Origin of the sequence: Micromonospora echinofusca, from assembly GCF_900091445.1 — a bacterium.
Taxonomy (GTDB): Bacteria; Actinomycetota; Actinomycetes; order Mycobacteriales; family Micromonosporaceae; genus Micromonospora; species Micromonospora echinofusca.
This window is the reverse complement of the sequence record NZ_LT607733.1, coordinates 2,499,734-2,511,526: the sequence shown is the minus strand read 5'-3', so window position 1 is coordinate 2,511,526 and position 11,793 is coordinate 2,499,734. Positions and strand designations below refer to the sequence as shown.

At 77.0% G+C, this 11,793-nt stretch carries 8 protein-coding genes; 2 read left to right on the top strand and 6 right to left on the bottom strand.

Annotated elements, in window-relative coordinates:
• Positions 1 to 21 precede the first annotated feature (21 nt).
• From GA0070610_RS11100 to GA0070610_RS11085, 4 genes are all read right to left on the bottom strand, one after another.
• Complete coding sequence (locus tag GA0070610_RS11100) at positions 22 to 2,115, bottom strand: APC family permease (RefSeq protein WP_088999951.1); 2,094 nt, start codon at positions 2,113 to 2,115, stop codon at positions 22 to 24.
• 85 nt (positions 2,116 to 2,200) lie between these two features.
• Complete coding sequence (locus GA0070610_RS11095; protein WP_088999950.1) at positions 2,201 to 2,602, bottom strand: hypothetical protein; 402 nt, start codon at positions 2,600 to 2,602, stop codon at positions 2,201 to 2,203.
• A gap of 361 nt (positions 2,603 to 2,963) precedes the next feature.
• On the bottom strand, positions 2,964 to 3,734 hold the full coding sequence (locus GA0070610_RS11090) for a DUF5995 family protein (protein WP_088999949.1): 771 nt from the start codon (positions 3,732 to 3,734) through the stop codon (positions 2,964 to 2,966).
• Between the two features lie 109 nt (positions 3,735 to 3,843).
• Positions 3,844 to 6,741, bottom strand: coding sequence for a helix-turn-helix transcriptional regulator (locus GA0070610_RS11085; RefSeq protein ID WP_088999948.1), 2,898 nt, complete (start codon positions 6,739 to 6,741; stop codon positions 3,844 to 3,846).
• 186 nt (positions 6,742 to 6,927) lie between these two features.
• On the opposite strand from GA0070610_RS11085, the gene GA0070610_RS11080 reads away from it, so the two are divergent.
• Both GA0070610_RS11080 and GA0070610_RS11075 read left to right on the top strand, forming a co-directional pair.
• Positions 6,928 to 8,997, top strand: coding sequence for an adenylate/guanylate cyclase domain-containing protein (locus tag GA0070610_RS11080; protein ID WP_088999947.1), 2,070 nt, complete (start codon positions 6,928 to 6,930; stop codon positions 8,995 to 8,997).
• 119 nt (positions 8,998 to 9,116) lie between these two features.
• Positions 9,117 to 10,010 (top strand): aldo/keto reductase, encoded by an 894-nt coding sequence (locus GA0070610_RS11075; protein WP_088999946.1) that lies wholly within the window; start codon positions 9,117 to 9,119, stop codon positions 10,008 to 10,010.
• Positions 10,011 to 10,068: 58 nt separating this feature from the next.
• On the opposite strand, the gene GA0070610_RS11070 is transcribed toward GA0070610_RS11075, so the two are convergent.
• Complete coding sequence (locus tag GA0070610_RS11070; RefSeq protein ID WP_088999945.1) at positions 10,069 to 11,175, bottom strand: nucleotide disphospho-sugar-binding domain-containing protein; 1,107 nt, start codon at positions 11,173 to 11,175, stop codon at positions 10,069 to 10,071.
• A gap of 69 nt (positions 11,176 to 11,244) precedes the next feature.
• Positions 11,245 to 11,688 carry a hydroxyphenylacetyl-CoA thioesterase PaaI gene (paaI, locus tag GA0070610_RS11065; protein WP_088999944.1) on the bottom strand — a complete coding sequence of 148 codons (444 nt, stop codon included), beginning with the start codon at positions 11,686 to 11,688 and terminating at the stop codon, positions 11,245 to 11,247.
• Positions 11,689 to 11,793 lie beyond the last annotated feature (105 nt).

Below are 11,793 nucleotides of genomic sequence, written 5' to 3'. Positions count from 1 at the left end.
AGGCGCCGCAGCGGGCGCCCGTCAGCCGCCGACGTGGATGCCGGGCCGGCGGGTCGGGTCCGGCTCGGACTTGCGGATGATCTCCCGCACCACGGGCGGGGTGTCGCCCCGGCCGAGGATGAGGTAGCGCAACAGGTGCGCCAGCGGGTTGCCCTCCGACCACTCGAAGTGGGCGTGCGGGCGTACGCCGGTGGCGTCACGCAGCGCCAGCAGGATCGCCGCGATGGCGTTGGGAACGGCCGGGCTGGCGGCCCGCAGCACCCGGAAGCCGCCCACCTGGACGCCGCGCACCCGCAGCACCTGGCTGAACTCCGACGGGTCGACCACGTCGATCTCCAGGAAGAGGATGTCGCCCTCGCCGGGCACCGGGTTCATCCCCCGCTGCGCCCGCTCCTTGACCGTGTACTCCTTGACCGCGCCACCGGCCCGCTTGTGGGCGATGAGGTGCAGCCGGCCGTCGTGCGCCAGCGACTCGGCGATGAACCGGCGGGCCGGCCCGTCGAACTCGATCCGGTCCGTACGCAGCTCGGTGGTGCGGGTCACCCGCGAGACCAGCGAGACGACCACGATGCCGAGGATGAACAGCGCGGAGATGGCGATGCCGTCGGGCTTCGCGACGACGTTCTCGACGAGGGCGTACAGCAGGACCACGGTGAGCACGGCGAAGCCGCCGGCCGCGACGCGCTCCCGGCGGCGGGCCGCCGAGATCGTGACCGCCACCGCGGCGGAGACCATCATGGCGAGGATGCCGGTGGCGTACGCGCCCGCCTGGTCGTTGACGTCGGCCCGGAACACCACCGTGATCGCGACGCTGACCAGCGTGTAGACGATCACGACCGGCCGCACGGCCCGGGCCCACTCCGGCGCCATGCCGTAGGTGGGCAGGTAGCGGGGCACGATGTTGATCAGACCGGCCATCGCGGAGGCGCCGGCGAACCAGAGGATCAGCGCGCTGCTGACGTCGTAGACGGTGCCGAAGCCCTCCCCCAGGCGCTCGTGGGCGAGGTACGCCAGCGCCCGGCCGTTCGCGGCCCCGCCCGGCTCGAACTCCCGGGCGGGGATGAGCACCGTGGTGACGAGGGTGGTCGAGACCAGGTACACCGACATGATCAGCGCGGCGGCGGTGAGCAGCCGGCGGGTGTTGCGGATCCGCGCCGCCAGCCGTGCCTCCCGGTCGGCCCCCGCACCGGCGACCAGCGGCATCATGCTCACCCCCGTCTCGAAGCCGGAGAGCCCCAGCACCAGCAGCGGGAACGCCAGCACGGCGGTCAGCGCCACCTCGCCGGGGCCGGCACCGGCGGTCAGCGCGGCGGTCCAGTCCGACAGCGTCACCGGGTTCGCCGCGATCCCGGCCAGCCCGTCGGCCACGATCAGCGCGTTCAGGGCCAGGAAGACCACGACCAGCGGGACGGCCACCGCGACCGCCTCCCGGAAGCCGAGCAGGAAGACCCCGCCGAGGACGAGCAGCAGCACGACGGTGACCCCGACGGCCACGCCGGTGCCGCCGACGCCCTCGGGCACGTACGGGTTCTCCAGCAGGTGCACGGTGGCGTCGGCCGAGGAGAGGGTGATCGTGATGATCCAGGAGGTCGCCACGAACCCGAGCAGGACCAGCACGAAGATCTTGCCGCGCCAGAACGGCAGCAGCCGCTCCAGCATCGCCACCGAGCCCTGCCCGTGCGGGCTCTCCCGGGCCACCCTGCGGTACATGGGCAGCATGCCGAACAGCGTCAGCGCGACGATGAGCAGGGTCGCCAGCGGGGAGAGCGCCCCGGCGGCCACCGCCGCGATCCCGGGCAGGTACGACAGGGTGGAGAAGTAGTCCACCCCGGTCAGGCACATGACCTGCCACCACGGGTGCGAGCGGGCCTGCCCCTCCGCCGCCTCGGGGCCGACCGGCTGCACCCGGTGGGCGAACAGCCAACGGCGCAGCGGGCTCAGCGGTGCGGCGGGCCGGGTGGGGCTGGCCTGCGCCTCCGGGACGGCGACCGGGCGCCGGGCGCGGCCGTCGGGACGGGTCGGGTCCCGGGCCGCGCGCAGGTCGCGGGGCGGGCCGGCGGGCGGCGGACGGCGACCACGCGTGCGCCGCGACCTCGGCCCGTGCTCGTCACGCATGTCCCGTCCCCACCCTCGGCGGTCCTGACCCGACCGTAGGCGGTCGCCGGCCGGCCGCCCGCCGGAACGGTGAAGCCGGGAGGACTCAGTCGCCGTCGGGCGCGGCCAGGGCACGGGCCAGGGCGTCGGGGTCGGCGACGGTCACCGTCGCCCCGGGGTGCCGCAGCCACCCGCCGGGCAGCAGGGCCGGCACCGGCTCGGCGAAGCGGAGGCAGAGCCCGGCGGCGGTGCTGCTGGCGAAGGTGACGCCGGCGTCGGCCAGCGACAGGCGCGTGCCGATCCCCCGCCACCAGCGGTACGGCCCGGTGGGCGCGACCCCGACGACGTTGCGCCGGGCGGTACGCAGCCGCCACGGGCCGAACCGGATCACCAGCTCGGCCGCGTCGACGTCGACCCAGGCCGTCGCCGGCCGCACGCCGAGCAGGGCGAGCGCCGGCCGGAACACCGGGTCGAAGCGGAACCCGAACCGGCGGGCGCCGCCGGTCATCGCGGGACCGCCCCCGCCGGCGCCCGGTCCCCCGCCGGTCACCGCGTCCCGCCCCGGCCGGCAGGGCGGGCCTCGCCCGGGCGGGCGGGGCGGGACGGGGCGGCGGGCCGGGGGCGGGGTCGGGCGGCGGGCCGCCGGGCCGGATCACTCATGGCGCGGGCGTACCCCGTGCGGGCCGGCCGACACCCCCCGGGCCGGCCGACCCGCGAACCCCGCGCCCCGACCCGGCGTACCCCCGGCCGGTCGGACCGCCTGACCACGGGCCCGGCGCCCCCCGACGGGCGAGCCCTGGTCAGGCGGGGGACGCGTCCCCGCGCTCCGCCGTTTGCCGGATGCGAAGCGCGGGGACCCCCCGTCCCGGCTACTGCAGGAACGCCCCGAGGGGCGAGAGCAGCAGCCGGCCGAGCGCCGCGGCGGTCTCGTCCAACCGCGCGCGCTCGCACTCGTGGGCGGCCGGATCGTGCCGGCACCGCCAGATCTTCTGCGCGTTACGCCAGGCGACGTCGCGGGTGTACTCGACCAGTTCCCCCTGGTACCAGTCGTCGATGTCGCCGTTGAGCATGTCGATGAGCAGCTGCCACCGCTCCAGGTAGCCGCGCCGCAGACCGGGGATCTTGTCCGCGAAGATGTCGTTGATCCTCAGGTAGTCGCGGTGCTGGTCGGTGCCGTCCACCGGCTCCGACTCCAGGCTGTCGAACGTGGTCACCAGCGCGAACGGCAGATCGAAGTTGATGTGCGCGTTCACGCCGGCGGCCGCCGACGGCAGCGGGCGGGCGTCCGGCCCACGCATCCGCTGGAACAGGCAGGCCCACGCCTTCGGCGTGCCCGGGCTCGAGTCGGTCCACAGCCGCATGGCGTCGAAGTAGCGGGCGGCGAACTCCACGTCCAGCCGGGACAGGAACACCGGGTCGGCGAAGCGGTCGTCGTAGAGGCCGTTCAGCACGCTCTCGGTGATCGTCAGGTACAGCCGGTTGAAGTCGGCCAGCGGGCAGCTCGCCTCCAGCGGAGGCAGCCGGACCAGCAGGTCCTGGAGCTTGGTGAGATGGTCGACGACCGCCGGCACGTCGGCGGGATGATCGGCGAGCAGGTCGACGATGTCCCGATGCACGGGCCCCCACACCGGTTCCGTCATCTCTCCTCCACAGTGGTCCCCGACAGCCCCGTGCCGTCGGCGACGCAGCACAGCCTGCCAGCCGGCGGCAGCCGGCCGGATCAGTAGAACGACGTATCCCCGCCGCGCGTCAGCCGCGCCGGTTGCGTAGGAAGATCGCGCTGGCCTGCACCCGGGTGCGGACGTGCAGCTTGTCGAAGATGTGCGAGACGTGCACGCCGATGGTGCGTTCGCTGATGAACAGCCGCTGGCCGATCTCCCGGTTGGTCAGCCCCTCGGCGACGGCGGCGAGGACCTCCCGCTCCCGGGCGGTCAGCGCCGCCAGCTCGTCGCCGTCCGCGCCGGCGGCCGGGCCGCCCGTGGCCGGGCGGTCCTCCAGCGACACCCGCGCCCGCCCGGCGAGCGTACGGATCTCCGAGGTCAGCGGCACCGCGCCGAGCCCCTGCGCCACCTCGTACGCCTGCCGCAGCAGCTTCGCCGCCGTGGCGCTGCGCTTGCGCCGGGCCAGCAGCGCCTCGGCCTGCCGCAGCCGCGAGTACGCCGCCGGGTAGGGGTGGTGCCGGCGGTCCCACTGCGCCACCGACCGGGCCCACAGCTCCGGGTCGCTGCTGTCCAGGCGGCTCACCTCGGCGGCGCACAGCGCCAGGAAGCCGTCCACCACGTCACGCACCGGCCGGGCGGCGTGCTCGCTCTTGCGGGCCACCCGGTCGGCCACCTCCCGCAGCCGACGCAGCGCCGTCGGGTCGACGGGCACGGCGCGACTGGCGTGCGCCTCGGCCTCGGCGCGCAGCCCGTGCCACACCAGCGCGGCGAGGATGCCCACGTCGTCGGAGCGGCTCTCGGTCAGGCCGCGCTGCACCGCCTGCCGGGCCAGGTCGTGCCGGCCCTGCCACATGGCCAGCCCCGCCCGCAGGGTGAGCAGCGGGATCACGTGCCGCGCCCCGCCGCCGGCGAGCACCGTGGCGACCGCGTCCAGGTCGCGGTCGGCCGCCTCGATGTCGCCGTAGCCCACCGACAGCCGGCAGCGCGCCAGCAGCAGCTCCACCGCGTCGGCGCCGGAGGGACGGTGCCGCAACGCCGCCGCGACGACCTTCTCCGCCTCGGCCCACTGCCCGACCCGGAACAGCCCGTTGGTGGCGATGGCCAGCAGCCGGGTCTCGTACGTGCGGCCCAGGCCGAGCTCGGCCACCCGCTCGGCGCCCCGGCGGGCGACGACGACGCCCTCCTCCAGCACGTTCAGCGGGCCGGTCAGCAGCTCCGCCAGGTGCAGGTACGCGCAGGCCACGTCCTCCGGGCGGCCGGCGCGCTCGGCGGTCTCCAACGCGCGACGCATCACCGCCAGCCCGGCGTGCGGGTCCTCCAGGTAGGCCTCCGAGAAGCCGAGCGCGGCGCTGGCCAGCACCACCTCCGACGTGGAGCCCGGCACCTCGGCGGCCAGCTCCAGCGCCTCGCGCGCCCGCCGGCCCGCGTCGGCGTAGCGGCCGAGGTGCAGCAGCAGCTCGGCCAGGTGTGCCGCGGCGGTGGCCCGTTCCCGGGAGGTGCAGTCGGCGGCCTCCAGGGCCCGCTGGTACTCGGCCTCCGCCGGGGCCGACCGACCGGCGGCGGCCAGGTAGCGGGCCCGGCGGATGTGCAGCGCGCACGCCGACTGGTCGGCCTCCGCGGCGGCCAGCTCCTCCAGCAGGGTCAACGCCCGGGCGTGCTCGCCGCAGTGGTGGGCGGCCTCGGCGGCGTGCCGCAGCAGGGTGACCCGGTCCACGTCCGGCGCCGCGACGCCCGGCGCGGCGGCCAGCTGCAAAGCGACCGACCAGTGCCGGTGCGCCTCGGCCCAGCCGTGCAGCCGCTCGGCCTCCCGGGCGGCGGCCATCGCCGCCGGCAGCGCCCGCGCCGGCTCGCCGGCCAGCCGCCAGTGGTGCGCCAGGCGCGCCTGGTGCAGCTCGGCCGGGGCAGCGGTGAGCGCCTCGGCGTAGCGGCGGTGCAGGGCGGCGCGCTCGGCCGGCAGCAGCTCGTGCTCCAGCACCTCGGCGACCAGCCGGTGCCGCAGCCGGTAGCCGTCGTCCGCGCTCACCAGCAGCCGGTGCGCGACGGCCGCGCGGACCGCCTCGATCACCTCGTCCTCGGGCAGCCGCACCACCCGGGCGAGCAGCCAGTGCTGCACCGGCTCGACGCCGCCGGCCGCCACCGCGTGCACCACGGCGTGCGCGTGCTTCGGCAGCGCGTCCACCCGGGCCAGGAAGACCTCGCGCAGCGTGTCGGAGAGCCCGTGCCGGCCGTCGCGCAGGTCGCGGGCCAGCTCCTCCACCACGAACGGGTTGCCGCCGCTGCGCTGCCACACCAGCTCCGCCGCCTCACCGGCGAGCGGCCGGCCGACCACGGCGGCGGCGAGCTGGTCGGTGCCGGCCCGGTCCAGCGGGGCCAGGTCGAGCACCCGCACCGTACGCAGCCGGCGCAGCTCGGTGAGCACCCGGCGCAGCGGGTGCGCGCCCTGCAACGACTCGGCCCGCACCGCCGCGAGCACGGACAGCTGGAGGTCGCCCAGCCCGGCCAGCAGGTAGAGCAGCAGTTGCCGGGTGCTGCGGTCGACCCACTGGAGGTCGTCCAGGACCAGCACCAGCGGGCGGCCCTCGGCGATCAGGTGCAGCCCCTGGGAGACCCGCTCCAGCAGCGCCCCGGCACCGTCCGGGCCGGCGGTCTCCTCGGTGAACATCCGCAGGAGCCCACGGACCGCCGAGGAGGTCTTGGCGTGGGCGCCGGTCAGCTCGGCGTCGAGGCGGCGCAACGCCTGGAGCAGCGGGTGCAGGGGCGACGCGTCGCCGATGTCCAGACAGGAGCCGGTGAGCACGAGGGCCCCGGCGTCGCGCAACCGGCCGGCCACCTCGCGCAGCAGGCGGGTCTTGCCGACGCCGCTCTCACCGGTGAGGAACACGGCGGCGGTGTGCCCCTGCGTGACGTCGTCGAGCAGCACGGACCGTACCGTCGTCACGAGGTCGGCCCGGCCGACGAGTGGTGCCGTGTCCACGTCGCTGGCCATGGCACGCAGCCTAGTCACAGGTCCCCGCACTGTTCTACGGGTCTTTCGCGCCTGTGGTACTCCTCGCGTCGACTTTACGACCGAAGGTTGCGCACGGTCGACATACGTCGTTCGGCAGATCCCCCGCCGGCCGATCGGTGACAGTGTCCGAGGCGTCGTCAGCCACCGCGGGGAAAGGCGGGTGCGATGCCCATTCCCACCATCGTCGCTGGTCCGCAGCGGGTCACCTCGGCAGGCTGGCCGGTGCCGGAGGAGAGACGCCTGGTCACCGTGCTGTTCGTCGACATCGTCGGGTCGACCACGCTCGTCGACCGGCTCGACCCGGAGGACGTGCGGGCCCTGCAACGGGCGTACTTCCACACGGTCGGCGGGGTGCTGCGCCGCTGGCAGGGGGTGGTCGAGAAGTACGTCGGCGACGCGGTGCTGGCCCTGTTCGGGGCCCGCCGCTCCGACGGCTTCGACGCGTACCGGGCGGTGCGGGCGGCGCTGGAGATCCAGGGCGCCCTCGACCGGCGGCCGCCGCCCGGGGCGCCGCGCCTGCGGGTCCGGGCCGGGGTGGCCACCGGCGAGGCGCTGGTGGACCTCGCCGCCGCGCGCGACGGCTGGCACGGCGTGGCCAGCGGCGCGGTGATCACCACCGCCGCCCGGTTGCAGGAGTACGCCCCGCCGGGCGGGGTGGCGCTCTGCGCGGCCACCCACCGCGCCACCGTGGGCCTCGTCGCGCAGCGCCGGGTGCCGCCGGTGGCCCTGGCCGGCAAGGCGCTGCCGGTCGACGTGTGGCACGCCACCGGCGCGATCCGGCCGGCCCCGGCCCGGCACGAGGGCCCCCTGGTCGGGCGGCGGCGCGAGCTGGCCGCCGCCCGGGACCTGATCGTGCGGGCCGTGCGGGACCGCAGCCCGCGCTGGCTGTCGCTGGCCGGTCCGGCGGGCAGCGGACGCAGCCGGCTGCTGCACGAGCTGACCCGGGCGGTACCGACCGTGGACGGGGCGCCGGTGCGCTGGTGCGTCGCGCACTGCCCCCCGTACCCGCAGCCCCTGGCGCCCGTCGCGGACCTGGTGCGCGGTCTCGCCGGCCTGCGCGACGACGACGCGCCGGCGGCGGTACGGCGCCGGCTCACCGCCGCCCTCACCGACCTGGTGCCGCCCGCCGGCCTGGCCGGGGCGGTGTCCGCGCTGGAGGCGCTGCTGGCCGCGCCGGACGAGTCCCGCGCGGCGGTCCGGGGCGCCGAGGTGGCCCGGGAGGTGCTCCTGGAGCTCGCCGCCCGGCAGCCGGTGCTGGTGGCGGTGGACGACCTCGACCGGGCCGCGGTGGCGCTGAGCCACTTCCTGCGCCGGCTCTTCGCGGCGGCCAGCGCGCGGTCGCTGCCGCTGGCGGTGGTGACGCTGCACCGTCCGGAGTGGGTGGACGTCCTGCCCGGGCCCCGGGACCGGTGGCATCGTTTGCCGGTGCCGCCGTTGCGCCCGGTGGAGACCGGACGGCTGCTGCGCCACCTGCTCCAGCGGGCCGGGCGGCCGACGACGGCGGTGGCCCGGCTGCTGCCGCTGGTCGGCGGCAATCCGGGGCGGGCCGCCGCGTACGTCGCGTCGCTGGGCGCGGCGCAGTCCGTGCCGGAGGCGGTACGCCGGGAGGTCGACGCCCGGCTGGACCGCCTCGACGGGGCGCGCCGGGCCGTGCTGATGGCCGCCGCGACGGTCGGCGCGGGGCTCACCGCCGCGACGGTGGCGCGCCTGCTCGACTGGGCGCCCGGGCGGGCCGCCCCGGTGCTGCGCGCCCTGGTCTCGGCGGGTCTGCTGGTCACCCGCCCGGACGGCCGGTACGCCGTCGCCGACGCGGTGGTCCGCGAGGTCGCGTACGCCCGGCTGCCGAGGGCGGCGCGGGCCGCGTTCGCCCGCCGGGCCGGACGGTCGGCGGAGGTGGGCGCACCGCCGGTGCCCGCAGTCGTCGCCGACCCCACCGGCCGGCCGCCCGGTCCGGCGGGGTGTCCCGCGCCCGCGCCGGTGGTGGCCGCCGCCCCCGGGCAGCGCGGCGGGGCGGAGCGGGTGGTGCGGCTGCGCGGATGGACCCCGATCCGGGGTCGCAGCCTGTCGTCCGACCCCGACCGGGTCGTCGTCCCGGGTCGGGCGGCCCCGCCGGGCGGTGCGGCGGTTGGTCGGGGTGTCGCGGCCGCCGTGCGGCCGGGCGGCTCGGCGCGGCGACAGGGTCGCTGGCGACGGCGTAGCTGGATCCTGCCGCGCGGTACGCCGATCGCGGCGTGAGCGGGCACGCGCCGGACGGGCGCAGCTCCCTGACGATCCAAGCTAACAGGTGCCGGAACCGGGCGGTATCGGGCGCGCGACCGAGTGCGCGGGGTGCGCCGGCTGGCTAGGTTCGCCCGATGCCTGTCGAAGAAGTAACTGCCTCCGCCGCCGGCACCTGGACGCTCGGGGACCGGCCCGTGCGCCGGATGGGGTTCGGTTCCATGCGGCTCACCGTCCACCCGGACCGGGCGCGCGCCGTACGCGTCCTACGCCGGGCCGTCGAGCTGGGCGTCAACCACATCGACACCGCCGCCTTCTACGTCTCGCCGGGCGGACCGCTCGGCGTCGGGACCGGCTCGCCCCGCTACGCCACCGAACTGATCCGCGAGGCCCTCGCGCCGTACCCGGACGACCTGGTCATCACCACCAAGGTCGGGCCGTCCTTCGACGAGGCGAGCCGGCACCGCGAACTGACCCCGTCGGAGCTGCGCCGGGAGGTGGAGGAGAACCTGCGCCGGCTCGGCCGGGACCACCTGGACGTGGTGAACCTGCGGATCGTCCGCAAGCCCGGGCGGGACTCGGTGGCGGCGCGCTTCGCCGCCCTCGCCGAGCTGCGCGACGCCGGCCTGATCCGCCATCTCGGACTGTCCAACGTGCGGGTTGACCACCTGGACGAGGCACGCGACATCGCGCCGGTGGTGTGCGTGCAGAACGCGTACGCCCTCGACGTGAACCGGTGGGCCGACGAGCTGCTGCGGGTCTGCGGCGAGCGGGGCGTCGCCTTCGTGCCGTTCTTCGCGATCGCGGGCGCCAGGCGGGAGGCGGGCACCGGCGACGACCACGACGAGGCCGTCCGGGCGGTGGCGCGCGCACACGGCGCGACCCCGCAGCAGATCCGCCTGGCCTGGACGCTGCACCAGGGGCCGCACGTGCTGGCCATCCCCGGCACCGGCGACCCCGCGCACCTGGCGCAGAACGTGGCGGCCGGGGCGATCCGGCTCACCCCCGAGGACCTGGCCCGCCTCCGCTGACGCCCGGCCCGCCGGGGTGGCGGGGTGACGGGGGTGGCGGCGTGACGGTGGCGCCGGGTCAGCGCAGCGACTCCAGGCGCCGCACCAGCTCGTCGGACCCCGGCATGGCGGCGATCTCGGCGCCGACCTGCCGCGCCGCGTCGCGCAGTCCGCTGTCGGTGACGAGCCGGGCCAGGGTGTCGGCCGTGATGTCGCGGGCCCGGGCCGCGATGCCGGCCCCGCGCGCGGCCACCAGCTCGGCGTTGTGCCGCCGGTCGCCCGCCCCGACGGTGGCCAGCTGCGGCACCCCGGCGATCAGCGCGCTGAGGACGCTGCCCGCGCCGCCGTGGTGCACCAGCGCCGCGCTGGCCGGCAGGGCCGCGGGGATCGGGATCCAGTCGACCGTACGCACGTTGCCGGGCAGTCTGCGGCGGGCCAGCCGCGCGTCCGGGCGGACCAGCACGAACTCGGCGTCGACCCGGTCGGCGACGGCGACGACGGCGGGCAGCGGCCCGGCGCTGCCGGGGCCGGCGAGGGTGCTGCGGCTGACCAGCACGCGTGGCCGCTCGCCCGGCTCGCGCAGCCAGTCGGGCAGCTCGCCGCCCGCTTCGGTGGCGTAGCGCATCGGCCAGCCGTGCTGACGCAGCACGCTGGGCGGGGCGACGGCGATCGCGGCGGCCGGGGGCGGCAGTTCGGCGAGGCCGTGCCGGCGCAGGGCCGGGCCCAGCCGCGCAAGGGTGGCACGGGCCAGCTCGCGGCCGTCGAAGAGGGCGTTCTCCTGGCGTACGGCGGGCACGTCGAGCGTCGCGGCGGCGAGGGCCCCCGCCACCGCGAACGGTTCGTGGATCACCAGATCGGGCCGCCACTGCCCGGCGAGGGCGACCACCGCGTCGGCGAGCTGGTCGTTGACCGCGCCGAAGAGCAGCCCGGCGCCCCGGGTGCCGGCGGTGCCGGCCAGCTCGGCCCGGGCGATCAGCGGGTGGCGCAGCAGCACGCGGCGGGCGATCCGGCCGAAGTCGAACCCCGGCGCGACGTCGCGCGACGCCAGCCCGGGCCGCACCGCCCGCAGGCCGTCGGCGGCGGTGGCGACGAGCACCTCGTGCCCGGCGTCGCGCAGCGCGGCGGCCAGCGGCAGCAGCGGGGCGACGTGCCCGATCAACGGCGCGGACACCACCAGTACTCGCACGGCGCCGATGCTAGCGGCGGCGCGGCCCGTCGTGGGGGCACGCGCTGCGGCCCGGTCGGCGGCGAGGGTTCAGCGCGCGGTCGGGGGCAGGGTGCGGCTGCGGCCCCGGAACTCGGCCACCACCTCGCCGTCGTCGCGGGTGACGGTGACGTCGTAGATGCCGCTGCGGCCGTACCGGGTGCGCTCGGTGGCGTGGGCCGTGAGCAGGTCACCCTCGCGGGCGGGACGCACGAAGGTGATCTCGCCACCGGCGGCGACGGTGGCCGGGCCGTGGCTGTTGCAGGCGAGCGCGAAGGCGGTGTCGGCGAGCAGGAACACGAAGCCGCCGTGGGCGATGGCGTGGCCGTTGACCATCGCGCCGGTCACCCGCATCCGGGCCATTGCCGCGCCGTCGGCGGCGTCCACCAACTCGATGCCGAGACCGCGGGAGGCGACGTCGGCGGCGAACATGTCGTACGCGGCGTTGCGCCCGGCCACCTCAGCCGTCCCGCCGCCGCTCGACGATCCGCCCATCGGCCCGCCGCACCCCCGTCCACAGGCGGTCCCCGCGACCGCCGACCCCGTACCGTACGCCAGCCTGCGCCGCCTCCCCACAACCAGGTGACCCTGGTAGCCCTC

Excerpts from the sequence above, each read along its gene's own strand:
- GA0070610_RS11085 (WP_088999948.1), bottom strand. The coding sequence starts at position 6,741 with ATGGCCAGCGACGTGGACACGGCACCACTCGTCGGCCGGGCCGACCTC.
- GA0070610_RS11095 (WP_088999950.1), bottom strand. The coding sequence starts at position 2,602 with ATGACCGGCGGCGCCCGCCGGTTCGGGTTCCGCTTCGACCCGGTGTTC.
- GA0070610_RS11100 (WP_088999951.1), bottom strand. The coding sequence starts at position 2,115 with ATGCGTGACGAGCACGGGCCGAGGTCGCGGCGCACGCGTGGTCGCCGT.
- paaI (WP_088999944.1), bottom strand. The coding sequence starts at position 11,688 with ATGGGCGGATCGTCGAGCGGCGGCGGGACGGCTGAGGTGGCCGGGCGC.
- GA0070610_RS11075 (WP_088999946.1), top strand. The coding sequence starts at position 9,117 with ATGCCTGTCGAAGAAGTAACTGCCTCCGCCGCCGGCACCTGGACGCTC.
- GA0070610_RS11090 (WP_088999949.1), bottom strand. The coding sequence starts at position 3,734 with ATGACGGAACCGGTGTGGGGGCCCGTGCATCGGGACATCGTCGACCTG.
- GA0070610_RS11080 (WP_088999947.1), top strand. The coding sequence starts at position 6,928 with ATGCCCATTCCCACCATCGTCGCTGGTCCGCAGCGGGTCACCTCGGCA.